General features: G+C 71.3%; 26 protein-coding genes. 16 read left to right on the top strand and 10 right to left on the bottom strand.

Annotated features, from left to right (window positions below; translation table 11 throughout):
• Positions 1 to 12: 12 nt before the first annotated feature.
• Positions 13 to 828 carry an ABC transporter permease gene (locus tag ABZX67_RS19680; RefSeq protein ID WP_355361804.1) on the bottom strand — a complete coding sequence of 272 codons (816 nt, stop codon included), beginning with the start codon at positions 826 to 828 and terminating at the stop codon, positions 13 to 15.
• A complete protein-coding gene (locus tag ABZX67_RS19675) occupies positions 825 to 1,772 on the bottom strand; it encodes an ABC transporter ATP-binding protein (RefSeq protein ID WP_355361802.1) in 948 nt (315 codons plus the stop codon). The genes ABZX67_RS19680 and ABZX67_RS19675 overlap by 4 nt, the downstream gene beginning before the upstream one ends.
• Before the next feature lie 185 nt (positions 1,773 to 1,957).
• Between ABZX67_RS19675 and ABZX67_RS19670 the strand changes: the two genes are divergently transcribed.
• From ABZX67_RS19670 to ABZX67_RS19660, 3 genes are all read left to right on the top strand, one after another.
• The gene (locus tag ABZX67_RS19670; protein ID WP_355361800.1) at positions 1,958 to 2,644 is read left to right on the top strand and encodes a response regulator transcription factor; all 687 of its coding nucleotides are present in this window, start codon (positions 1,958 to 1,960) and stop codon (positions 2,642 to 2,644) included.
• A 73-nt stretch (positions 2,645 to 2,717) separates the two neighbouring features.
• Positions 2,718 to 3,173 carry a DUF6463 family protein gene (locus ABZX67_RS19665; protein ID WP_355361798.1) on the top strand — a complete coding sequence of 152 codons (456 nt, stop codon included), beginning with the start codon at positions 2,718 to 2,720 and terminating at the stop codon, positions 3,171 to 3,173.
• Between the two features lie 198 nt (positions 3,174 to 3,371).
• Positions 3,372 to 5,399, top strand: coding sequence for a PIG-L family deacetylase (locus tag ABZX67_RS19660; RefSeq protein WP_355361942.1), 2,028 nt, complete (start codon positions 3,372 to 3,374; stop codon positions 5,397 to 5,399).
• 83 nt (positions 5,400 to 5,482) lie between these two features.
• Here the strand turns inward: ABZX67_RS19660 and tuf are convergent, their stop codons facing one another.
• The 6 genes from tuf to ABZX67_RS19630 form a co-directional block, all read right to left on the bottom strand.
• The gene (gene tuf / locus ABZX67_RS19655) at positions 5,483 to 6,676 is read right to left on the bottom strand and encodes an elongation factor Tu (protein ID WP_355361796.1); all 1,194 of its coding nucleotides are present in this window, start codon (positions 6,674 to 6,676) and stop codon (positions 5,483 to 5,485) included.
• 148 nt (positions 6,677 to 6,824) lie between these two features.
• Complete coding sequence (fusA, locus tag ABZX67_RS19650; RefSeq protein ID WP_355361794.1) at positions 6,825 to 8,951, bottom strand: elongation factor G; 2,127 nt, start codon at positions 8,949 to 8,951, stop codon at positions 6,825 to 6,827.
• Between the two features lie 38 nt (positions 8,952 to 8,989).
• On the bottom strand, positions 8,990 to 9,460 hold the full coding sequence (gene rpsG / locus ABZX67_RS19645; protein WP_031076642.1) for a 30S ribosomal protein S7: 471 nt from the start codon (positions 9,458 to 9,460) through the stop codon (positions 8,990 to 8,992).
• Between the two features lie 2 nt (positions 9,461 to 9,462).
• Positions 9,463 to 9,834 carry a 30S ribosomal protein S12 gene (gene rpsL, locus ABZX67_RS19640; protein WP_003948652.1) on the bottom strand — a complete coding sequence of 124 codons (372 nt, stop codon included), beginning with the start codon at positions 9,832 to 9,834 and terminating at the stop codon, positions 9,463 to 9,465.
• 337 nt (positions 9,835 to 10,171) lie between these two features.
• A complete protein-coding gene (locus tag ABZX67_RS19635) occupies positions 10,172 to 10,990 on the bottom strand; it encodes a hypothetical protein (RefSeq protein WP_355361791.1) in 819 nt (272 codons plus the stop codon).
• A gap of 171 nt (positions 10,991 to 11,161) precedes the next feature.
• A complete protein-coding gene (locus ABZX67_RS19630) occupies positions 11,162 to 11,647 on the bottom strand; it encodes a helix-turn-helix domain-containing protein (RefSeq protein ID WP_355361789.1) in 486 nt (161 codons plus the stop codon).
• A 210-nt stretch (positions 11,648 to 11,857) separates the two neighbouring features.
• Here ABZX67_RS19630 and ABZX67_RS19625 point away from each other — a divergent pair, with 210 nt between their 5' ends.
• The 3 genes from ABZX67_RS19625 to ABZX67_RS19615 all read left to right on the top strand — a co-directional run bounded on the left by ABZX67_RS19625 (position 11,858) and on the right by ABZX67_RS19615 (position 13,461).
• Complete coding sequence (locus tag ABZX67_RS19625; protein ID WP_355361787.1) at positions 11,858 to 12,241, top strand: WhiB family transcriptional regulator; 384 nt, start codon at positions 11,858 to 11,860, stop codon at positions 12,239 to 12,241.
• Between the two features lie 198 nt (positions 12,242 to 12,439).
• Complete coding sequence (locus ABZX67_RS19620; protein WP_355361785.1) at positions 12,440 to 13,231, top strand: hypothetical protein; 792 nt, start codon at positions 12,440 to 12,442, stop codon at positions 13,229 to 13,231.
• The gene (locus tag ABZX67_RS19615; protein WP_355361783.1) at positions 13,228 to 13,461 is read left to right on the top strand and encodes a hypothetical protein; all 234 of its coding nucleotides are present in this window, start codon (positions 13,228 to 13,230) and stop codon (positions 13,459 to 13,461) included. Before ABZX67_RS19620 ends, ABZX67_RS19615 begins: the two co-directional genes overlap by 4 nt.
• Before the next feature lie 118 nt (positions 13,462 to 13,579).
• Here the strand turns inward: ABZX67_RS19615 and ABZX67_RS19610 are convergent, their stop codons facing one another.
• A complete protein-coding gene (locus tag ABZX67_RS19610) occupies positions 13,580 to 13,879 on the bottom strand; it encodes a hypothetical protein (protein ID WP_355361781.1) in 300 nt (99 codons plus the stop codon).
• A gap of 329 nt (positions 13,880 to 14,208) precedes the next feature.
• Between ABZX67_RS19610 and ABZX67_RS19605 the strand changes: the two genes are divergently transcribed.
• The 4 genes from ABZX67_RS19605 (at position 14,209) to ABZX67_RS19590 (ending at position 16,131) form a co-directional block, all read left to right on the top strand.
• A complete protein-coding gene (locus ABZX67_RS19605) occupies positions 14,209 to 14,610 on the top strand; it encodes a hypothetical protein (RefSeq protein WP_355361779.1) in 402 nt (133 codons plus the stop codon).
• A 113-nt stretch (positions 14,611 to 14,723) separates the two neighbouring features.
• Positions 14,724 to 15,308 (top strand): phage tail protein, encoded by a 585-nt coding sequence (locus ABZX67_RS19600; protein WP_355361777.1) that lies wholly within the window; start codon positions 14,724 to 14,726, stop codon positions 15,306 to 15,308.
• 125 nt (positions 15,309 to 15,433) lie between these two features.
• Positions 15,434 to 15,724: a hypothetical protein gene (locus tag ABZX67_RS19595; RefSeq protein WP_355361775.1), complete on the top strand. Its 291-nt coding sequence runs from the start codon at positions 15,434 to 15,436 to the stop codon at positions 15,722 to 15,724.
• Positions 15,725 to 15,789: 65 nt separating this feature from the next.
• Positions 15,790 to 16,131 (top strand): hypothetical protein, encoded by a 342-nt coding sequence (locus ABZX67_RS19590; protein ID WP_355361940.1) that lies wholly within the window; start codon positions 15,790 to 15,792, stop codon positions 16,129 to 16,131.
• Between the two features lie 46 nt (positions 16,132 to 16,177).
• On the opposite strand, the gene ABZX67_RS19585 is transcribed toward ABZX67_RS19590, so the two are convergent.
• The gene (locus tag ABZX67_RS19585; RefSeq protein WP_355361773.1) at positions 16,178 to 16,603 is read right to left on the bottom strand and encodes a DUF3592 domain-containing protein; all 426 of its coding nucleotides are present in this window, start codon (positions 16,601 to 16,603) and stop codon (positions 16,178 to 16,180) included.
• 60 nt (positions 16,604 to 16,663) lie between these two features.
• Between ABZX67_RS19585 and ABZX67_RS19580 the strand changes: the two genes are divergently transcribed.
• From ABZX67_RS19580 to ABZX67_RS19555, 6 genes are read left to right on the top strand one after another with little or no spacing between them, the layout of a single operon-like run.
• Positions 16,664 to 17,350: a hypothetical protein gene (locus ABZX67_RS19580; RefSeq protein ID WP_355361771.1), complete on the top strand. Its 687-nt coding sequence runs from the start codon at positions 16,664 to 16,666 to the stop codon at positions 17,348 to 17,350.
• 21 nt (positions 17,351 to 17,371) lie between these two features.
• On the top strand, positions 17,372 to 18,442 hold the full coding sequence (locus tag ABZX67_RS19575; RefSeq protein WP_355361769.1) for a hypothetical protein: 1,071 nt from the start codon (positions 17,372 to 17,374) through the stop codon (positions 18,440 to 18,442).
• A 51-nt stretch (positions 18,443 to 18,493) separates the two neighbouring features.
• Positions 18,494 to 19,753: a hypothetical protein gene (locus tag ABZX67_RS19570; protein WP_355361767.1), complete on the top strand. Its 1,260-nt coding sequence runs from the start codon at positions 18,494 to 18,496 to the stop codon at positions 19,751 to 19,753.
• Entirely contained in the window at positions 19,740 to 22,109 is a 2,370-nt protein-coding gene (locus ABZX67_RS19565) for a hypothetical protein (RefSeq protein ID WP_355361765.1), read from the top strand. The genes ABZX67_RS19570 and ABZX67_RS19565 overlap by 14 nt, the downstream gene beginning before the upstream one ends.
• The gene (locus tag ABZX67_RS19560) at positions 22,109 to 22,405 is read left to right on the top strand and encodes a hypothetical protein (RefSeq protein WP_355361763.1); all 297 of its coding nucleotides are present in this window, start codon (positions 22,109 to 22,111) and stop codon (positions 22,403 to 22,405) included. Before ABZX67_RS19565 ends, ABZX67_RS19560 begins: the two co-directional genes overlap by 1 nt.
• A complete protein-coding gene (locus tag ABZX67_RS19555) occupies positions 22,402 to 23,052 on the top strand; it encodes a hypothetical protein (RefSeq protein WP_355361761.1) in 651 nt (216 codons plus the stop codon). Before ABZX67_RS19560 ends, ABZX67_RS19555 begins: the two co-directional genes overlap by 4 nt.
• The last annotated feature ends 126 nt before the right edge of the window (positions 23,053 to 23,178 follow it).

The following is a 23,178-nucleotide window of genomic DNA, read 5'->3' as shown; positions in this document are numbered from 1 at the left end:
ACCGGTACCGGATCAGGCGTCCCGGCGGCGCAGCACGTACAGCCCGGCGAGATGGGCGGCGAGCGTCCACGCGAGCAGCACGAGGACCGCGGTGGCGGGGCTGTAGGGGGCGTCGGTGCCGCCCCGCATGAAGGCGGCACCGGCGCTGTGCGGCAACCAGTCGTTGATCGCGAGCAGCGTCTGCCCGCCGAGCCCCACGAGCATGCTCGGCAGGGCCCACAGCAGTGTGACGAGCACCGTCAGCGCCCCGGCCGCGTTGCGCGTGGCGAAGGAGACGCCCACGGTCATGACGGCGATGAAGGCGTAGTACGCGCCGACGGCGAGCACCTGGCCCGCCGTCTCGCCGGCGTCGAACGAGGCGCGGCCGGCGAACGGGTCCCACGCGACAGCCGTGCCCACTGCGGCGCACACGGTACCGGCGGTGACGGAGACCAGCGCGGTGACCAGGGCCTTGGCGGCCTGGACGCGGCGGCGCACCGGCACCCAGAGCAGGGACGAGCTCATGCTGGTGGTCGTGTACTCGCTGGTGATGGTGAGCATGGCCAGGATGACCACGGCGAACTGCACCAGGACCGTGGAGGAGACCGCCGCATGGCCGACGGGCTGGACGGGATGGTCGTTGATCCGCGCGATCGAGCCGTAGTAGAAGGTGAACACGCCGGTCACGGCGAGGGCCGCCGCGAGGCAGAGGTACGGGGCGCGCACCGACCACAGTTTGGTCCACTCGGCGCCGACCGCACCGCGGAACGGCTGGGCGGGCGGCCGGGCGGGCGGCCGGACCTGCGCGTGAGCCGTGGCCGTCGTCGTGGCCGTGTCGTGGGCCGTCATCGTGTCTCCTCGTCGGTCCGTGCGCCGGTCGCGTACTCGACGCTGCGCGCCGTCAGGTCCATGTACGCCTGCTCCAGGGACACCTGGACGTCGCTCAGCTGGTGCAGCCGGACGCCGCAGCGGTGGGCGAGGTCGCCGACCTGTCCGGCGGTCCGGCCGGTGACGACGATCCCGTCCCGGGCCGCCGTGTCGACGGTCACGGTGACGTCCGCGTGGTCGGCCGCCAGACGGCGTACGAGGGCGGCCCGTTCCTCGGGGTCCGGTACGCGTACCCGCACGGTCGCGCGGGAGCTGCCCGCGAGGAAGTCCGCCATGGAGGTGTCGGCCAGCAGCCTGCCCCTGCCGATGACGACGAGGTGGTCGGCCGTCAGCTGCATCTCGCTCATGAGGTGGCTGGAGAGGAACACCGTGCGGCCCTCCGCGGCCTGATTGCGGACGAGGTCCCGCATCCAGCGCACACCGTCGGGGTCGAGGCCGTTGACCGGCTCGTCCAGGATCAGCGTGGCCGGGTCGCCGAGCAGCGCTCCGGCGACACCGAGCCGCTGGGACATGCCGAGCGAGTACGTGCCGGCGCGGCGCCGCGCCGCCTTGGCCAGCCCCACCGTCTCCAGGACCTCGTCCACCCGCCGTACGGGGATGCCGTTGCTGCGGGCCTGGGCGATGAGGTGGCTGCGGGCGGAGCGCGCCGGGTGGAGTGCCTTCGCGTCCAGCAACGCGCCGACCTCGCGGACCGGGTGCCGCAGGGAGGTGTAGGGCCTGCCGTTGACGAGCGCCCTGCCCCGCGAGGGGTGGTCCAGGCCGAGGATCATCCTCATCGTGGTGGACTTCCCGGCCCCGTTGGGGCCGAGGAAGCCGGTGACCTTTCCTTCCCTGACGTCCAGCGTCAGGTCGTTCACGGCGACGGTCTCGCCGTAGCGCTTGCCGAGCCCTCTCAGGGTGATCACAACGGTTCCCTCTGTCGACTGGTCTGTTCCGAGGTACGGCTTCGACGCTAAGAGGGCTCCGTCCAGGGGCACATGGGCCGATCGTCAGGTCCTTCCTTCCGTTCGTCAGGGGTGGCCTTGCGCCCCTGGTCGGATTTCGCCGGGGAGCCGGCCGCGCGGCCCGGCCGGGTCCGTACGCTCGCTGTGTGGAAGAGACGACACCAGGTCAACGGCCGGTCCGCGTCCTCGTGGCGGACGACGAGACGATGGTGCGGGCCGGTATCCGGGCCATCCTGGCCAGGGACCCGCGTACGGAGGTGGTCGCCGAGGCGGCCGACGGGGCGGAGGCGGTCTCCCTGGCGCGCCGCCACCGGCCCGACGTGGTCCTCATGGACATCCAGATGCCGGGCCTCGACGGCATCGCGGCGGCGGCCCGCATCCATCAGGCCGTGCCGACGGCCGGCGTGGTGATGCTGACGACGTTCGGCGAGGACCACTTCATCCAGCAGGCCTTGGAGGAAGGCGCCAGCGGCTTCCTGCTCAAGGCGGACGACCCCCGGGAGCTGCTGAACGGGGTGCAGGCCGTGGCCGCCGGCGGCGCCTACCTGTCCCCCAGGGTCGCCGCCCGCGTCGTCGCCGGACTGCGCGCGCACCGGGCCGCCCGGCCCCGACGCCCCCTCGACCACCTGACGGGCCGCGAACGGGACGTACTGGCAGGCCTCGGCGCGGGCCTGTCCAACGCGGAGATCGCCGCCCAGCTGCACCTGGTCGAAGGCACCGTGAAGGCGCACGTCAGCGCCGTACTGGCCAAGCTCGGCGCCCGCAACCGCGTGGAGGCCGCCATCGCGGCGCACGAGGCGGGCCTGGTCCCGGCCCGGCCTCCCGGCCCTTGACCCCGCCCCTGTCCCCGCCCTTCCCGCACGAAAACCGAAGGCGCGACAGACCACTGGAAAGGCCCGTGAGTTCATGAGCACCCAGGCCCGAGGCCTCCGCCTCTGGATACCCCGGCTCGTCCACGCCGCCGCCGCGGCGCACCTGCTCGTCGGCGCCGCCGCCGCCCGCTCCCACTGGAGCGGCATCGTTTCCGAGGGGCTGTGGAACACCGTCGCCAACGACGACGAGGGCCGCATGATGGCCCTCTGGTTCATGGCCGCCGGCCTCGCCTTCGTCGGCCTCGGCCTCCTGGCCCGCAGGTCCGTGACGACCACCGGGGCGCTGCCCCCCGAGCTCGGGTGGATCCTGCTGGCGCTCGGGATCCCGGTGTCCCTGCTGGAGCCGGTCTCCGGCGGCTGGTCCCTGATCGCGATCGGCCTGCTGGCGGTGGTGTCCTCGCGTCGGGACCGTACGGCGTCGGCGCTGTCGCCGTCAGCGGGCAGCCGTCAGGAGAGCCGCCCCGCCCCAGGCAACCCCGCACCCCGATAATCCGTCTAGATGATCGCGGCGCGCGGCTCCGCACCAGCCCCGCCGCCGCCATCGGGGACGACGTAACGCAGGCGGGGGCACCGCTGCGGGGGAAGCGGACGGGGAGCACGACAAGTGGACGAGATACGGGGGGCGGGGCTGCGCCCTGCCATCGGACGGGTGGCGACGCACGTGCGGCGGCGGGGGGTCCTCGCCGGGATGGCCGCCATCGGGGCGGCGGTGGCCGCCGGAATCACCGGGTGCACCGTGCCGACACCACGGCGCAGCGGACCCACCGCCGATCCCGCGCCCGGGATGCCGATCGCCGGCTCGCGCCGCGCGCAGCTGATGCTGATCGCCGCGCACCCGGACGACGACCTGTACTTCATGAACCCGGACACCCAGCGGATGGTCGACGCCGGCGTCCCCCTCGTCTGCGTCTACGTCACCGCGGGCGAGCACGACGGCAAGAACCACATCCCCGGCCGCAAGGACATCACCGCCGACAAGTCGGCGTACTCCTCGGCCCGGCACCAGGGGCTGCGGCAGGCGTACGCGCAGATGCTCGGGCTCGACACGTTCACGCCGTGGCAGAAGGGCGTCCTCACCCTCCGCGGTGACCGGCGCGCCGAGATCAACACGCTGAGCCACGGCAACCGCCGCGTCGAGCTGGTCTTCCTCAACCTCGCCATGCACACCCCGCGCCGCTGGATGGCGCTCCCCAGCCTGTGGCACGACCGCCAGCTGGGCCTGCGGACCGTCGTCGCCGACGACTCCCCCGTACGCAAGGCCGACGACTACGACTACGACCGGCTCATCGACGTACTCGTCGGGCTCATGGAGCAGTACCGGCCGACCGTCGTCCACACCCTGGACCCGGATCCGGACATCCAGCACAGCGACGAGAAGACCCGCAAGAAGGACTCCGAGCAGCCCGGCTACTCGGACCACGCCGACCACACCGCCGTCGCCTCCTTCAGCTGGGCGGCCATGGTCCGCTGGGTCGCGCACGCGACGGAGGGCGGCGGCTCGATACCGGCCTTCGTGGCGACGTCCTTCCGGGGCTACTACAACCGGCACTGGCCCAAGAACCTCCCCGAGCCCGTCCTCCGCGAGAAGGCCGCGCACCTCGTGCCGTACGGCGGCGACCCGTCCTGGCAGTGCGGCAACAGCGGCGGCTGCGGCGACTACAACGTCGGCGGCGTCCGCCCCCTCACCAACAAGAAGGGGTGGGTGCGGGCCACGCACTACCGCTACCCGGACCCCGGTCCGGTCGTCGTCACCGAGCCCGACGGGCGGCTCGCCGTGTACGGGGTGCTCGGCCTGCGCGCGGTGCGCTGGCGCGAGACCGAGCGCGGCAGCGGCCAGTGGGGCGAGCCCGACGACCTCGGCGGCGGGCCGCTCGCGCCCGGGCTCGGCTCGGCGGCCCTCGAAGACGGCCGGCGGCTCCTCTTCGGCCTGCGCTTCTCGGCCCTCGGCGGGCACGGCGGCGCCAACAAGCGCGAGGTCGTGGTGCTGGAACAGCGCACGCCGGGCGGGCCGTTCCTCGCCTGGCGCGGGCTCGGCAACCCCGAACAGGGCGACGACCGCGGCCGTCGGCTCGGCGTCCCGGTGGCCGTCACCGACGGCACCGACCGCGTCCACCTCTTCGTACGCAACGCGGAGAAAGGCGTCAGCACGCGCGTCCGCGAGCCCGACGGCACCTGGGGTCCCTGGCGGGACCTCGGCGGCGAGGAGATCCAGGACGGCCTGGCGGCCACGGCGGACCGCACCGGGCGCGTCCACCTCTTCGCCACCGCCCGGGACACCGTCCACCACTGGGCGCAGGTCGCGCCGGGCGGGCGGGTCACCTTCCGCCCGGACAGCGGACTGCCCGCCTCCGGCGACCCGGTGGCGGTGGCCGCGGCGCCCGACGGCGGCCTGGAGCTGTACTACCGCGCACCGACCCGCGAGCAGCTGACGGCGGTACGCGTCGACGGCGCGGCCCCGAGCCGTATCGCCTTCGACGGGTACGGACCGGTCGGCGCCGTCGCCACCCCCGAGGGACCTGTGCTGGTCGGCAAGGACCTGAAGGGCCGCGTCCAGATCCGCACCGGCGGCGGGCGGCTGTCCACCCGTACGCAGGGAGCCGTGGCCCTGGAGGCGGCGACGCTGCACGCCCACCGGGAGCACGGCGTCATCGCGGTCGGCCTCGGCGCGGACGCGCACCCGTGGACCTGGGCCCCGGAGCCGCGTACGCAAGGCTGAACGGATACGCCGAAGGGCCCCGCACCTCTCGGTGCGGGGCCCTTGGCTTGCAGCTCAGCGAGCTACCAGGTCAACCGTCAGAGTTACTTGACGATCTCGGTGACCTGGCCGGCGCCGACGGTCCGGCCACCCTCACGGATGGCGAACTTGAGGCCCTCCTCCATGGCGACCGGCTGGATCAGCTGGACGGTCATGGCGGTGTTGTCGCCCGGCATGACCATCTCGGTGCCCTCGGGGAGGGTCACGACGCCGGTCACGTCCGTGGTACGGAAGTAGAACTGCGGGCGGTAGTTGTTGAAGAACGGCGTGTGGCGGCCACCCTCGTCCTTGGACAGGATGTAGGCCTGCGCCTTGAACTCGGTGTGCGGGGTGACCGAGCCCGGCTTGATGATGACCTGGCCGCGCTCGACGTCCTCGCGCTTGATGCCACGGAGGAGCAGACCGACGTTCTCACCGGCCTGGCCCTCGTCGAGCAGCTTGCGGAACATCTCGATGCCGGTGACCGTGGTGGTGGTCTTCTCGGTCTTGATGCCGATGATGTCGACGGTCTCGTTGACCTTCAGGACACCACGCTCGATACGGCCGGTGACGACCGTACCGCGACCGGTGATCGTGAAGACGTCCTCGATCGGCATGAGGAACGGCTTGTCGACGTCGCGCTCCGGCTGCGGGATGGCCTCGTCGACGGCGTTCATCAGGTTGAGGACCGACTCGGCCCACTCCGGGTCGCCCTCGAGCGCCTTCAGAGCGGAGACCTTGACGACCGGCAGGTCGTCGCCCGGGAACTCGTACTCGGAGAGGAGCTCACGCACCTCGAGCTCGACGAGCTCCAGGATCTCCTCGTCGTCCACCATGTCGGCCTTGTTCAGGGCGACGACGATGTACGGAACGCCGACCTGGCGGGCCAGGAGCACGTGCTCCTTGGTCTGCGGCATCGGGCCGTCGGTGGCGGCGACCACGAGGATGGCGCCGTCCATCTGGGCCGCACCGGTGATCATGTTCTTGATGTAGTCCGCGTGACCCGGGCAGTCGACGTGCGCGTAGTGACGCGACTCCGTCTGGTACTCGACGTGCGCGATGGAGATGGTGATACCGCGCTGACGCTCCTCAGGAGCCTTGTCGATCTGGTCGAAGGCCGAAGCCTCGTTCAGGTCCGGGTACTTGTCGTGCAGCACCTTGGTAATGGCGGCCGTGAGGGTCGTCTTACCGTGGTCGATGTGACCGATGGTGCCGATGTTGACGTGCGGCTTAGTCCGCTCGAACTTCGCCTTCGCCACGGGGGTCCTCCTGAGAGTGGTTCTGGTACGCCTTACTCATCGGCGCCAGGTGATCTTTGCTGGGTGGCCACCCGCCGGGAACTCTGCCTCGGGTTCGGGGCCGAGCCCCGGCGGATGGTGTCAAGCCTAAAGCGTGAACCGGTGAGAGTTACTCGCCCTTGGCCTTCGCGATGATCTCCTCGGCGACGTTCCGCGGAACCTCGGCGTAGGAGTCGAACTGCATCGAGTAGCTTGCGCGACCCGAGGTCTTGCTGCGGAGGTCGCCGACGTAGCCGAACATCTCCGAAAGCGGCACCAGGCCCTTGACGACCCGGGCGCCGGCCCGCTCCTCCATGGCCTGGATCTGGCCACGGCGGGAGTTGATGTCACCGATGACATCGCCCATGTAGTCCTCGGGCGTGGTGACCTCGACGGCCATCATCGGCTCGAGCAGCACCGGGGACGCCTTGCGCGCGGCCTCCTTGAAGGCCTGCGAACCGGCGATCTTGAAGGCGAGCTCGGAGGAGTCGACCTCGTGGTAGGCACCGTCGAGAAGCGTGACGCGGACGCCCGTCATCTCGTAGCCCGCGAGGATGCCGAACTGCATGGCCTCCTGGCAGCCGGCGTCCACCGAAGGAATGTATTCCTTCGGGATGCGGCCACCGGTGACCTTGTTGACGAACTCGTACGAGGCGTCGCCGCCCTCGATCGGCTCGACCGCGATCTGCACCTTGGCGAACTGACCGGTACCACCGGTCTGCTTCTTGTGGGTGTAGTCCACGCGCTCGACGGCCTTGCGGATCGTCTCGCGGTACGCGACCTGCGGCTTGCCGACGTTGGCCTCGACCTTGAACTCGCGCTTCATGCGGTCGACGAGCACCTCGAGGTGAAGCTCACCCATACCGCCGATGACGGTCTGGCCGGTCTCCTCGTTGGTGTGCACCTGGAAGGAGGGGTCCTCCTCCGCGAGACGCTGGATGGCGACACCCAGCTTCTCCTGGTCACCCTTGGACTTGGGCTCGATCGCGACCTCGATGACCGGGGCCGGGAAGTCCATGGACTCCAGGATGACCGGGGCCTTCTCGTCGCACAGCGTCTCACCGGTCGTGGTCTGCTTCAGACCCATGACGGCGATGATGTCGCCGGCGCCCACCGACTCGATCTCCTCACGCTTGTTCGCGTGCATGCGGTAGATCTTGCCGATGCGCTCCTTCTTGCCCTTGACGGAGTTCAGCACCGAGGTGCCGGACTCCAGGCGACCGGAGTAGATCCGGACGAAGGTGAGCTTGCCGAGGTGCGGGTCGCTCATGATCTTGAACGCCAGCGCCGACAGCGGCTCGTCGTCGGACGGCTTGCGCTTGACGACCGTCTCCGCGTCCTTGACGTCGTGGCCCTCGATGGCCTCGATGTCGACGGGGGAGGGGAGGTAGCGCACGACCGCGTCGAGCAGGGGCTGGACGCCCTTGTTCTTGAACGCGGTGCCACAGAACACCGGGGTGACCGTGGTGCCGGTGCCCTTGCCGGAGGCGATGGTGATACGACGGATCGCGGCGTACAGCTGCTCCTCGGAAGGCTCCTGGCCCTCCAGGTACAGCTCCATGATCTCTTCGTCGTTCTCGGCGACCGTCTCGACCAGCTTGCCGCGCCACTCCTCGGCGGCCTCGGCGTGCGTGGCCGGGATGTCGACGATGTCGTACATCTCGCCCTTGGCGGCCTCGGCGGACCAGACCAGCGCCTTCATGCGGACCAGGTCGATGACGCCCTTGAAGTCCGCCTCGGCACCGATCGGGAGCTGCATGACGATCGGCTGCGCACCCAGGCGGTCCGAGATCATGTCCACGCAGCGGTGGAACTCGGCGCCCGTACGGTCGAGCTTGTTGACGAAGCAGATACGCGGAACGCCGTAGCGGTCCGCCTGACGCCACACGGTCTCGGACTGCGGCTCCACACCGGCCACACCGTCGAACACCGTCACGGCGCCGTCGAGGACGCGGAGCGAACGCTCCACCTCGACGGTGAAGTCGACGTGACCCGGGGTGTCGATGATGTTGATGGTGTGATCGACGTCCTCGAGCGACCAGTGGCAGGTCGTCGCGGCGGACGTGATCGTGATGCCGCGCTCCTGCTCCTGCTCCATCCAGTCCATCGTGGCGGCGCCGTCGTGGACCTCACCGATCTTGTACGAAACGCCGGTGTAGAACAGGATCCGCTCGGTGGTGGTCGTCTTGCCCGCGTCGATGTGGGCCATGATCCCGATGTTGCGGACCCTGGCCAGGTCAAGCGAAGTGGTAGCCATAAGGCTTCAGTCTTCTCTCGGTCTCGATGTGGGTGCGACTACCAGCGGTAGTGCGCGAAGGCCTTGTTGGACTCGGCCATCTTGTGCGTGTCCTCACGCTTCTTGACCGAAGCACCGAGGCCGTTCGAGGCGTCCAGGAGCTCGTTCATGAGGCGCTCGGTCATGGTCTTCTCGCGACGGGCGCGGGAGTAACCCACGAGCCAGCGCAGCGCGAGCGTGGAGGCGCGACCGGGCTTGACCTCGATCGGCACCTGGTAGGTGGCGCCACCGACACGGCGGGACTTGACCTCAAGAGACGGCTTCACGTTCTCGAGGGCGCGCTTCAGCGTGATGACCGGGTCGTTGCCGGTCTTCTCGCGGAGGCCTTCCATGGCGCCGTAGACGATCCGCTCGGCGGTGGAGCGCTTGCCGTTCAGCAGGATCTTGTTGATGAGCGAGGTCACCAGAGGAGAACCGTAGACCGGGTCGATGATGACCGGGCGCTTCGGGGCGGGGCCCTTACGAGGCATTCTTACTTCTCCTTCTTGGCGCCGTAGCGGCTGCGGGCCTGCTTGCGGTTCTTGACACCCTGGGTGTCGAGCGAGCCGCGGATGATCTTGTAGCGAACACCCGGCAGGTCCTTCACACGGCCACCACGCACGAGCACGATGGAGTGCTCCTGCAGGTTGTGTCCCTCACCCGGGATGTAAGCCGTGACCTCGATCCCGCTGGTCAGACGCACACGCGCGACCTTGCGGAGGGCCGAGTTCGGCTTCTTCGGGGTGGTCGTGAACACACGCGTGCAGACGCCGCGGCGCTGAGGGGAACCCTCGAGGGCGGGCGTCTTGTTCTTCTCGACCTTGTCCTGCCGGCCCTTACGGACCAGCTGCTGGATCGTAGGCACTACTTCTCCGGTTTCTGTGTGCCGTGTAGTAAAGCTAACCTGGAACGTTGCCGACCCACGCGGTCGGGTGTGTCGAATACTGCGGACTTCCGCCGCGAGGCGGAAATGGGCGCAGATTGCGGTGGCCGATGCTCGACTCGCCGTGCGGTTGAGGACACGCACAGGAGCCCAGGCACACCCCAGGCACAAGGTCTGAGCGTACCTACCGTATGGAGCTGGGTCAAAACAAATGACCTCGCCCGCCAGGCCCCGGCCGGCCTGCGCGAAAGCCCCTCGGCCCGGCCCTGGGTCCGACCCCGGGTCCGACCCCGGGTCCGGCCGGGGCGGGCGCGCCGTCTCAGGGGTGGTCGCCCGGCCTCCGGCGGCGCGCCGGCAGCCGCGGAATCGTGGGGACGCGGGAGCTGCGGGACTTGGCGACCAGCTTGGGTGCGCCGGCCCCGGCGCGGGAGGCGTCCGGGGCCTGATGCTGTACGTCGTCCTCGGGCGCGCGGGCCTGGTCCGGGACCTGGCGGTCGGGGCGGTCGCGGGGGTGCCGCGAGCCCTGGGAGGCCGTGGCGTCGCCTCCCGGGGCTGCCTCGGCGGGGCGCGCGGTCGGCGCCGCCGCGTCCGCGTTCGTTGCGCGCGAGCGCGCAGGCGTCGGGGCCGGAGGCTTTCCGGCGTCGTCGGACGCGCCGCCGCGCCCCCTCCTCCTGCGGGCGGCCGAGGCGCTCGCCTCGGCGCCGGGTCCGGGGGATTCCGGCGGGGTGTCCGGCCCGTCCTCGGCGGCCCCGGCCGACTCGGCGCTTTCCGCCGGGCCCTCGCCCTGCGGGAAGGGGATGACCGCCGCCTGGCCCGGCGTACGGCCGACCAGCCGCAGGCGGCGGGTCTGGGCGATGCGGCGCGCCTCCTCCAGGACGGGTTCGTACTCGTCGGCGGCGTCGCGCCAGCCGTTGACGTACGCCTGGAACTCGCGGCGCGCCAGCTCCTCGCGCAGCAGGACCACGACCTCGTCGGGCGCGTGGCCCTCCAGGTAGCGGCCGAGGGTGGCGAGCAGGGCCGGCAGGTCGTCGGCCGGTTCGGGGAGTCCGCGGACGGGGCCCCTGCCGGCCTTGGTCGGGCCGGCCTCGCCGTCGCGCGGGTCGCCGGTCGGCCGGGAGCACCCCTCGCCCTCGACCATCACACTCTCTTTCGCAACCCGTCGCCGTCGGTTCCGCCGAAGACGCCGGTTCACGCTCCGCGCCGACGACGCCCATACCTACGGCGGTGCCCCCGGAGGCTCGGCGCCGCCGGGGCAATGAGCCTGCGAAATCGTGGGGACAGGCGCGAACAAGCTTACGAGAAAGCGGACTCAGGCCTCACGGACACCCTTCGCGTCCGCCTGCCGGGCTCCCGGGTGCCCCTCTCTCTCGGGGCGGCCGGCGGGCCACTCCGGGAGGAACTGCCCGGCCACCCGGATGAACATGTCGCGCTGGTCGGGCGGGATGCCGAGCCCGGCAGCGGCCTGTTCGAGGGTGAGGGAAGGGGCGGCCGCCTCCTCGGCGGGCGGCACGTCACTGGGCAGGCCGGGCAACGGCAGGTCCTCCTCGGTGAGCCTGCCGGACTTGATCAGCATGTCGCGCACCGGGACGCGCAGCACGTGGGCGAGACGCCGCATGGTCTCCAGGTCCGGCATGCTCTGGCCCTGGAGCAGGCGGGTGATGGCCGCCCGGTGCACACCGGCCTCGTCCGCGAGGCGGGATTTTCCACCGCCGCGCGGGCTGTCGATGTCGTACCCCTGCCGCCGGATCACCCCTTCGATCCAGGCCGTGAACTCTTCCAGTTCGCTGACGGACATGGGTACGCCCTCCCTTCGAGGCGGCCACCACACTATCGCGCTTGCGCGCACGGATTGCGCGCTTACGCGCACGCAATTGTGAAGGTTGCGTCGAGAAGTAGATATGCCCGCTTTCACTTTTAGTTGCGCGCTCGCTCGCAACATGCCAGTGTGCTGCCTCGCAACATACGTTTCGCTCACGCGTTCGCAGCGCATCAGGGGGCCGCCGTCATGTCCGTACCGCCGTTCAACGCCCGTCCGTCGTCGTCCGCCGCGGAGCTGCGGGAGTACCTCGGGTGGCGGATGGACGCCGCCTGCGCGGGCCTGCCGCCGCAGGTCGTCTTCGCCCGGCGGCCGGCCGACGCGGCGCCCGCGCTGCGGGCGTGTGCGCGCTGCCGCGTGACGCGGGAGTGCGAGGAGACCGTGGACCCGGCCCGTACGTGGTTCGACGGCGTCAGCGCCGGGCGGCTGTGGCACAACGGGCGGCCGGTCGACCTGAACCGCGGCCACCGGGCCCGCGCGCAGGCCGCCGGGGACACCGGGGGCGCCGGGGGCGCCGAAAGCCCGCAGGGCACGGAGGGCCGCCCCTCGCCCTCGCTCGACCAGGCCGCCTGACCTCCGCCGCAGCGCAGGACCCGCACCCGCACCACGCACCTCACGCGCCGCCGGAAGCGACCAGAACCGCCGAGCCGGCCGCAGCCACCCCTTACGTCCGCCACCGTCACGCCGGACCCGGGCACCTCCCGGTCGGTCCGCGCCGGCGGTCGCTCCGCGTCGGCGCCCTCGCGGGCGCCCCGCAGGAGGGAGCACTTCATGTCCGCTCACCAGCCCACCACCACCCCCGCCGCCGCCGAGGTCGTACGGGATGCCGCACTGTGGACCGCCATGCTGGTCCGCCAGTTCCCCGAACTGCTCACCGAACTGGCGCCGTCGCCGGGTCGCGGCGCCGCCCCCGGCGACCGTCCGGCCCCCGGGGCCGCGCAGCTCGCCGCCCGCGCCGCCCGGCTGCGCGCCGAGCGGCAGGAGGCGCTGCTGAACGAGCAGCGGCACGGCCTGTCCGTACCGGGCCACGTCGCCTCCCCCATCCGCCTCCACGTGTCCGACGCGATCCGGGACATCACCGACGGCGTGGTCGAACTGGAGGAGGCGGTGTACGACCGGCTGGGCCTGGGCCGGCCGCGCCGGGCCGACGTCGCGCAGCGCCTGCGGCGCATCACGGGGCTGCTCGGCCTCATCGCCGTCGACCGCACGCTCGCCGGCCACGTACGGGACGAGATGCGCCGCATGGCGAGGCGCTGCGCGCGGGCGCTGGGCGAGGCCGAGACGATGGTGCGCGTGTCCGGGCGCTGCCCGTGGTGCGACTCGGTGTCGCTGCGGGCGTTCCCGACGAGCCGGGCCGTGGTGTGCGTCAACCCCGGCTGCCGGTGCGGCCTGCCGGACTGCGACTGCGTGAGCGACCCGGCGTTCCGGCACCTGTGGGCGGAGGACGCCTGGCAGGACCTGGCCCGGGCGGCGGAGGTCGGCGTGGCGGAGATCGCCGCGCACATGGACGAGGCCGCGCCGACGGCGGTGACCGCCGCGGTGCGCGACGGAGGTGCCCGATGAGTCGTACGCCGACCATGCCCCGCGTCCCGGTCCCGGCCGGAGCCGCGCTCGTCACCGGGCCGATGGCCGCGCAGGAGGCGGGGGTCGTGCCCACCACCATCCGCAAGTGGGTGCAGCTCGGGCACCTGTCCCCCGCCGGGCGGCAGGGCCGGGCGCAGCTCTACCGGCTGGAGGACGTCTTCGCCGCCGAGCGCTCCGCGCGCCGCAAGCCGCGGACCGACCGGGCCTGAGCCGCACGTCGTACAAACCTCGTACAAACGTCGTACACACGGACGCCGGGGCGGCCACTCCCTTGAAGGAGTGGCCGCCCCGGCGTCTTCGTGCGTCCGCCTTGCGCGTCCCGGCTCGTCAGCCGTGTTCCGCCCGGTCCGGCGGGCCGGGGATGCGCACCACGGACGCGTGCTGCGACGGCACCTGCTGCGCGGGCGCGGGCGGCTCGGGGGTCAGCGTGGCCACGGCCTCCTGCCAGCCGCTGGAGAAGCCGCGCAGCTCGGCGTCGACCGTGAGGCGCGCGCCGACCTTGGCGATGACGGCGGTGAGGGCGCGCCCCACCCCTCCGGTGTACGTCCCCGCCGCGGCGCTCTCCACCGCGACCTCGACGACGGCGGCGGCGACATCGGCCAGTCGGTCCTGCGGGCTGTTCCTCATCGGCCCTCACCGCCGGCCGCCCGCCCGCTCCTCGTGTTCGTCTCCTGCACGCCCCACCACTCCTCACGCCCGCCCGGGTGCTCCGTACCTTCCGCGTCCGCGTCCGATCGACTCTTCTCGAACTCATGTTCGGATTAGCGAGCGTAGCGCAGATGAGGGAGGTCGCGGCGGACATACGGAGCGCGCGCCGCCGGGGCCCGGAGCAAGTTGGTTGCGGAGCCCGCGGGCCTCGATCACACTTGGAGCAGCGGCAGAGCTGCGCCCTCCACCAGGGCGGCGGTCCTGCCGCTTCGTGTTTTCCGCACACCTCTCCCGAAGGGAGCGTCCATGTGAGCCCTCTCGCCTTCCCCGACGCGGAACGACTCGTGGTCGACCACCTCAAGAACCGGGCGGAACTGACCGGTGTCGTGGTCGACAACCGGCCGCCCGCCGGATTCGACGGCACCCAGAAGGCCGTCCTCGTCTCCCGCGTCGGCGGCGCCTGGGTGGACGACCTCCACCTCGACCATCCGCTGCTCGACCTGGAGGTCTACGGGCCGGACAAGACCACCGCCCACACGGTGGCGCTCACCGCGCGCGCCGCACTGCTCGAAGCCGCCGGAACGGTGTACGGCGGCGCCGCCGTCACCGAGGTGGCCGAGGCGGACGGCCCGCGCTGGCTGCCCGACTACAACCGGCCGAACGCCAACCGCTACCTGTCGACGGTCCGGCTCTCCATCCGGCCCGCGTAACAGGACCGCGTAACAGGCAACACCGCATCACCAGCACCACCCATGACCAGGCCCTGCCGCACCCGCGGCGGGGCCTTCTTCCTATCCGCAGCACCCTTCACTGAGGAGTTCTCATGCCCGCCAACAACGGCAACCAGATCCGCGTCGCCGGCACCGGCCGCATCCTCGTCGCCGCCGCCGGCGCCACCGGCCCGGCCGCGCCGAAGCACACCGCCGACGAGTGGGTGACCGGCTGGACCGAGCTCGGCTACACCAGCACCGACGGCATCAAGTTCAACAAGAAGGACAAGATCGACCCGGTCGACACCTGGCAGTCGGTCAGCCCGGCCCGCTTCATCTACTCGGACCGCGACCTGACGGTGAAGTTCCAGCTCCTGCAGTTCAACAAGGACACGCTGCCGTTCTTCATGGGCGGCGGCGCGGTCACCCCGGTGACCGCCACCGGGGCCGTCGACACCTACACGTACGCGATGGGCGCCGAGCCGCAGAAGGACGAGCGCCAGCTCGGCATCGAGTTCAAGGACGGCTCGGACGTCACGTACCGCTTCATCATCCCGCGCGGCCAGGTCACGGAGACCGAGGAGATCGGCCTGACCCGCACCGGGGCGCTGAAGCTCGGTATCACCTTCACCGCCCTCGCGCCGGAGGGCAGCTCCACGCTGGCGACCTGGATCATGAAGGACAAGTCGTACGCGTAAGGGCGCGGCGCTCCCCCGGCGCCCGCCCCTCCCCCACGCCGGTGTCCGGCGCGCGGCCCCCCGTGGCCGCGCGCCGGGCGCCGGCGCCTTCGTTTCCCCCTTTCATCCCTCAGAGGAGCCCACGCATGTCCTCCTTCAACGTCAACGCCGCCCGCGCCCAGCGCCTGGAAGCACTCGGCCGTGCCTGGAGCTTCGAGCTCGACGACCAGACCTTCCAACTGCCGACCGAGCTGTCCCGCTCCACCGCCCGCAAGCTGCGCGAACTCGACGACAACGACGTCGACGGGCTGCTGCGGCTGCTCCTGGGCGAGCAGCAGTACGCCCGCTTCGACCGCCTCGAGGTCACGATGCAGGACATCGCGGCGATCCTGGAGGCGTACGGCAAGGAGACGGGGCTCGGCCTGGGGGAAGGCTGAGCCTCGGCGTGCTCGTCGAGGAGCACGCCGAGGCCCTGGAGGCCGACCTGCTGCGCCACTACGGCGTGGACCTGCTCGACTGGCACCGCGGCCGGCTCTCCTCCCGCCGGCTCGCGGTGCTGGTCCGCCACATGCCGCGCGACAGCGCGCTCGCGCGCGCGGTGCACGGCGAGGCGGCGGAGTGGGGTGTGAGCGACTACCTGCTCGCCGCCGCGGTGGACCATCTCGCCGAGTCCAACTGGATGTTCGCCACGGTCAACCAGGACGAGGACGCGGAGGCACTGGAGTACCCCAAGCCGGTGCCGCGCCCCGCCGGCGACGGCGACGCGGACACCGAGGAGTCCAACCCGCCGGAGACCGCGGCGTCGGGCCCGGATCCGGTCGCACTCGCCCGCTTCTTCGCCTGACCCGGCCGCCCGGTGGGGACCCCTGCCGCCGGACACCCGGTGCGCGTCAGCCCTCGAACATGCCGACGGCCAGAAAGGCGCCGCCCAGAATGCCCAGGACGAGCTGAACAAAGAGATAGGTGCCGATGCTCACACCCGCCCACGGGACCCGGCGCCCCAACTCGTACTGCGTGCGCGAGCGCTTCGGGCGTTTCGGGTCGTAGACCACGGCTACCGGCCGGCCCTGTTCCGGGATAGGCAGCGGATAGGGCTTCTGGCGGTACGCGAAGTGTGAGACCCCGGCGTTGTCGACATAGCGGTACGCGCAGGCCCACAGCCCGTTGTTCCGGAAGGCGCGGTCGCACGTCGCCTCCACGGGAACCCCCTTGTGACGCAAGCGCAGATGCATATAGAGCGAAGCCGCGGCCACGGGCGCGACAACCACAGCGGGCGAGAGCAGGAGAAGCCACGCGATCCACGGTCCGACGGACATGGTGTCTCCGGGGAGCGAAAGGGCGGGCAGCAACCTCCCGCAACGGAAAAAGAGGAAAAAATGGCGCAACAAGGATCGAATGAGCCGCTGATCGGCGCCCCGCCGTGGATCGACCCCAAAGAGGCGCTGCGCTACAAGGAGATGTACCGCGACCTCAGCCACAGTGTCAACGCGGTGGCCACGAGTCTGGCCGGCCTCAAATTCGACGTCACGGCGATCGCTCTGGGCCTCACCGTGGTGAAGGCGGATTTCACGCTGTTCAAGGTGGACGAGAAGGGAATGACCTTCCGCGGAAAGCAGATCGCCACCTTCCCCTGGGCCGACCAGAAGAAGCATCTCGAAAACCGCATCGAGCAAGCGGAGCGAACGGAAAAGAAAAAACTCGAAAAGCTCAACGAGGATGTTGAGAAGCTCAAGGCCATCCGCAAGAGCGTAGACGAGAAGAACACCGAGGCGCGGGCATCGAAGGACAAGACCGTCGTCTATGAAACGCGAGCCGAACTGAGCAAGCTCATGCGCGAGGCGGAACGCACCGAAAAGCGCATACGCGAAAAGGTCGCCAAGCTCGGCCAGACAAACGCCCTGCAGATGAAGCTCAACCGGATCAAGGAAATGGAGAAGAAGGCGGAAGAGGCCCGCAAGAACTTGTCTGCGGATTCTCGCAAGACCCGGACGGAAATGAGCGGCCTCATGCGCGAGATGCGCTCCGTGCAGAACGGGCTGCGCAATTTGTCCAGCTCCCTCTGATCAGGAAAGGTGGCACCCAAAGTGTCATTGACGACCAAGCTGCGCGGTGCGGCTTCGGCGACCCAGCGGCTGTCCCAAGTACTGGCACAGGGCGGCAAAGCCGTCTCCGGTATGAAGACCTCGGCCACCCAGGGCGCCGCCGCCGTGGCGAAGCTGCGTGGTGGCGCCGACAAGGCAGGCTCCTCCCTCGGCAAGCTCCGCACCTCCGCCACCAACGGCAACAGCGCCGTCGGCAAGCTCCGGACCGGCCTCAACAACGCCAACACCTCCTTCGGCAAGGCCAAGGGCGGCACCGACAAGTTCAAGACCTCGCTCGACAAGCTCAAGGGCTCCGCCGACAAGGCGAAGAACGCCCTGCGGGACGTCAAGCGCCAGGCGGACGCCGTCGAGAAGTCGGTCGGCAAGGCCGGCAAGAACGCCGACAAGACCGGCAAGACCATGGGCGGCGGCCTCACCAAGGGCCTCAAGGGCGCGAGCCTCGCGCAGAAGGGCCTCAACCTGGCCATGGCGGCCAGCCCGTTCGGCCTCATCATGGCGCTGCTCGCCCCGCTCATCGCCAAGTTCGTCAACGTCGACAAGATCGTCGCGGTCGTCACCAAGGGCTTCAAGTCCGGCATGAAGGCGATCCAAAGCGCGGTGTCGACGGCGATCGGGGTCATCACGCCGATCCTCAAGGGCGTCGGCAACGTCATGCTCGCGCCCTTCCGGGCCTTCGCCACCGCCATCAACACCATCATCGGCGCGCTCAACGGCTTCAAGGTCTCGATCCCCAGCTGGGTGCCGAAGTTCGGCGGCAAGAGCTTCTCCATCAACCTGCCGAAGATCCCCGTCCCCCACCTCGCCAAGGGCGGCATCGTCCAGCCCCGCAACGGCGGCACCCTCGCCGTGATCGGTGAGGCCGGCGAACACGAGGCCGTCATCCCGCTCAGCAAGCTGGAGCGCATGATCGGCCCCGGCGGCAGCCGCGCCCAGATCGCCCGGCTCGCCGAGGCGGTCGAGCGGCTCGCCGACCGGCCCGTCCACGTCCAGGTCGACGGCCAGACCATCGCCCGCGCCGTGATCGCCGGCCACCGCCAACTCGCCCGCCGCTAGGTCGTGCCCGCACGGCCCCGGTAGTCACGACCAAGGAAGGAGGCACGTCCCATGCCAAGGAATCTCTGGGTCGGCCTGCCCGGACAGCTCCGGGAGATCAGCCAGGCGGCCACCGCCTTCGAACGCGGAGCGGACCTCGGCGTCTCCCAGTTCACCTCGCTGAGCGGCCAGATCACCACGATCGCGCCCAAGCGCGCCCCCCGCCGGATCAAGCTCACCTTCGACCGGCTCTCGCAGGACGACGCGGCGCACCTGGACCGGCTGGCCCGCCGCATCGACGGCCCCGGCCCCGTCGACCTGCTCGACCCGGTGACCCGCAACCTGCTCGACCCGCTCCAGGCGGAGGGGCGCATCGCGTCCAGCAACCCGTACAACGTCTGGTACACCTCCGTCAGCGGCAGCGGCAGGCTCGAGCTGTCGACGGCCGCCGGGGCGCTGCCCCAGACGTACGTCTGGAAGGCGGAGACCACCACGGCGCAGCTGAACTGGCAGCGCCGGCCCCGGGCCGGCTTCCCGGTCGTGCCCGGCATGCGGGTGCGGTTCACCCTGCCGAAGTCGTGGCGGGTCGGCCCCTGCGCCACCCGCCTGCACTGGCGCGACGCGGCGGGCACCTATCTGTCGTCCGCGGCCGACACCGGGCACACCCTCGTGGCGACGGTCCCCGCGGGTGCCGCGCTGGTCACCCCGTCGGGAGTCGCCGGCGAGATCGGGACGTACGGTCTCGACGGTGCCGTCCTGACCATCGACGACGACCACGTGCCCACCGCCCCGGTGAACCTGCTCTCCGCCGACCAGGCCGCCGGCAAGGGGGCGTTGACGCAGTGGTCGGCGACGGGCATCACCCTGTCGACGGACGCCTCGGGGTACGCGGTCGCCTCCCTGGCCGCGTCCACCGCCGGAACGCTGACCTTCGTCAACGGCACCCAGAAGGGGCACGCACTGCCGCCGGGGACCGGACTGGTCGGCCTGGTGCTGCCCGCCGCGGTCCGCACACGCGCCCAGAGCCTCGCGCTCACCTTCTACGACGCCGCCGGCGCGTCCCTGGCGACCGTCACCGGCTGGGCCCCGGCGGCCGTGCCGGCCGGAGCCACCCAGGTCTCGGCCACGGTGTCGTTCGCCTCGGCGGCCACGGCGTTCCAGTCGCGGATCGGTCCGGCGAAGTTGCTGCACATCGACCCCACGGTGCCCCAGCTGCCGGGCGACGGGTGCCCGGTGATGGCCGTCACGGCCTTCACCGACTCCCCGGCCCGCCCGCTGCCGTACCGCAACGTCTCCATCGAGCTGGCGGAGGTGGCCGGTGCGAGCAACTGACGAGAAGCTGACCGCCGCACTCCAGTCCGGCTCACGCGTCACCCACCACACCACCCGCCTCGGCGGCCAGGACGTGTCCGAGCAGGTCCAGTCCTGGCAGCTGGAGCGCAGCTACAGCACCGACCTGCCGGACGCCATGCGCGCGTTCTCCGGCAGCTCCTCGGCGCAGCTGCAGCTCCAGCTGTCCGGCACCGGCGGCAAGTCGGCGCCCGCGCTGTACTCGCCGTGGGCGCCGCGCTCGACCGGTGACATCGCCCGACCGGGCCAGTCCGTGGTCCACCTGTACGGCACCGACGCCGGCGTCCTGCCCGCCTTCCGCGGCACCCTGCGCAACCGGTCCGCCGCCTCCGGCACAGACAGCGTGCAGCTGACGGCGCTCGACGGCGCGGAGCGGCTGCACGGCCCGGCCGAGCTGCCCAAGCCGTACGCCGGGTTCTACTGGCGGCGTCCGGTGGCCACCGCCACCTGGTGCGTCGACGAGCTGCTGCGGCAGGCCGGCGTGCACTCCTGCCCGCCGCCGCGCTACCCCGAGTTCGACCCGGACGCGCCGCTCACCCTGGTGTACGCCTCGCTGCACGGCGGGTTCGCCGCGACCTACGGCCAGCCGGAGGTCGTGCCCGATCCGCGCCACTACAGCTGGACCCGGCAGGGCGCCCCGCACGAGATGGCACTCGTGCCGCACGCCGCCGCGCCGGACACCAACGCGATGACCGCCACCTGGTTCCCCCGGAGCCGGGTCACCGTTCCGGGCAACCGGCTGTTCGCCGAGGCGTGGGTGAACAGCGCGGTCGGCTTCGGCAGCACCGTCGCCCTGGAGCTGGACCTCAACCGCACCGGCACCCAGACCGGCCGGCTGCGGCTGGCCGTCGACTTCTCGACCGGCCAGGTGTTCATGCACTCCGGCACCCGGGAGGGCGGCGGCTACTACTACTCCTGGGGTGTCTCGGCGCTCAAGGAGAAGCCCGGTGTCTGGCACATCGGCGGCCTGTTCGACACCACGTCGACCGGGACGTCCGTACAGCCGACCGTGCAGCCGTTCCTGACCGCGCCGGACGGGACGCACTACCCGTGCAAGCCGGTGACCTTCTCGCACTCCTCGTCCGAGCAGCCGGCCGCCGAGCTGTACCAGCTGCGGCTGGTGACGCAGCTCGCCGCCGAGGCGGTCCAGCTCACCAGCGGGCTGCCCGGCACGCCCACGGCCACGGAGTTCGACCAGAAGACGTGGGTCAAGGAAGCCGAACTGGACGACGCGGTCCTCCCGCTGTACGCGGTCCCGCGCGTGTCCGGCTCCCAGTGGGACGTGATCACGCAGATCGCCAAGGCGAGCATGTCGACGGCCGAGTTCGACGAGCGGGGCATCTTCCACTGGCGCAACTACACGCGCTTCGCGAAGCCCCCGACGTCGGCCGACCTGACCCTGACGTCGGTACGGGACATCGCGGCGCTCACCGTCACCGAGGAGATCGACGCCTGCCGCAACTACTGCGTCCAGCCGTTCAAGGACTGGTCGTCGGTGAAGGTCACCAGCGGTACGACCTACAACGACACCGTGGTGCGCGAAGTGCCCGGCAACAGCTCGGTGACGCTGAAGTACGTACTCGCCGAGGAGGAGTTCGACGTCGGTCCGCCGAACGTCGACGACGACCAGAGCGTCGCCCCCGGCTTCTCGGTGCGCTTCGCGGCCTCCAACGCGGCCGGCGCGGACGCCGTCAAGGGAGCCGTGGACATCCTCGCGCGGCGGGAGGAGGGATGCCTGGTCCTGCGGTTCACCAACCGCACCGGCCGCCGCCTGTACACGGTGACGGAGGACGGCAAGCCGTCCGTCCACATCCAGACGCTCAAGCCGTCGACCGAGGCGGTCGAGCGGCGGGCGACGTCGTGGATCTCCGGCAGCACCAGCGAGAGGTACCACGGGCGCCAGGAGTTCTACGCCGAGGCCAGCGACTGGATCCAGGACTACCGGGCGGCGCAGGAACTCGCCGACGCGATGCGGGTGGCGGGCCAGTACCCGGTGCCCGTGCTCGGCGAGGTGGAGGTGCTGTACGACCCGCGCATCCAGCTCGGTGACGTCGTACGCGTCGTGGACTCCACCGGCGCGGCGCTGGACACCCTCGCCTGGGTCGTCGGGATCAAGACCGGTTCCACGGCCGCCGGAACCGTACAGCAGACCCTGACCCTGCGCGGCACCAGGACGAACGGCATCCCGGCGGACGCCGGGCTGACGCCCGACACCGCCTCCGACCGCACCCCCGTCGCGGCGGGCGCCACCTACGCGGACGTCGCCGCCGCCCATCCCACGCTGGGAGACCTCGCCGACAGCGGTCTGACCTGGCGGCAGGTCAAGGAGAGCTCGTGATGACCGAGAACGCCGACACCGCGGTGACCGGGGACGCCCCGGTCACCGAGGACATCCCCGTACCCGACGAGCCCGCGCCGCCGCCGCCCGTCGCCGAGGATCCCGCCCCGGCTCCGGTGGAGATCATCACCGAGGCGCCGGGAGACCCGACCCATCCGGTCGAGGTGCTCCTGGAGGAGCACAACCCCGCCCCCGCTCCCCCGCCCCCCGTCCCGGAGGCCCCGGAGCCCGGAACCGAGCCCGACACCGCACCCGCCGTCCCCGTCTCCGGCGGAGGCCAGGAGGAGATCGCATGACCACCCAGTACACCCCGCTCAGCAACCTCCCCTACCCGCAGCCGAGCGACCCCGCCGACCTGCCCGCGCACCTCCAGTCGCTCGCCCAGACGCTGGACGGGCGCGCGGTGATGCGGTTCGCCACCGCCTCCGAGCGGGACACCAAGGTCACGGCGCCGGTGGCCGGGATGGTGGCGTGGATCGCCTCACCGGGGCGCCTGATGTACTACACGGGCTCGGCCTGGGCGCCCGTCGGCCCGGTCCCGGTCTTCCGGGTCAACCTCGACGGCGGCAGCACCACCAGCACCACCTGGGCCGAGACCCTGACCGACGCCGTGGGCGACCCGATGAACGCCACGTTCACCGTGCCCGCCTCGGGCCAGGTCATCATCACCGTGGGCTGCTACATGCACGGCACCACCACCGGTGTCGGCTGCTACATGTCGGCGAACATCCGCAACTCCGCCGGAGCCGTGGTGCTCGGCGCGTCCGACGACCGGGCGGCGCTGGTCAACACGCCCAACCGGTCCTCCGTCTCGACGCAGTTCCTGGTCGGCGGCCTGGCCGTGGGCACGACGCACACCGCCACCCCCGCCTACCGGACGGCGAACGCCACCAGCACCGGCAACTTCGACACCCGGTTCATCCGCATCGACCCCGTGATGTGACCCCCGCGGCCGCCGGCCCGCCCCCGCGCCGGCCGGCGGCCCCCCCGGCCCCCCGGGCGGGACCGCGCCCCCGCACCACCACGACGAGGCGTCTAAGCATGGCCGCTCCCCACTCCCCAGACCCGC

The sequence above is a fragment of the Streptomyces sp. NPDC003036 genome (assembly GCF_040611175.1).
Classification (GTDB): Bacteria; Actinomycetota; Actinomycetes; order Streptomycetales; family Streptomycetaceae; genus Streptomyces.
Note: the sequence above shows the minus strand (reverse complement) of the source record. Positions and strands in the feature narration are given on the sequence as shown.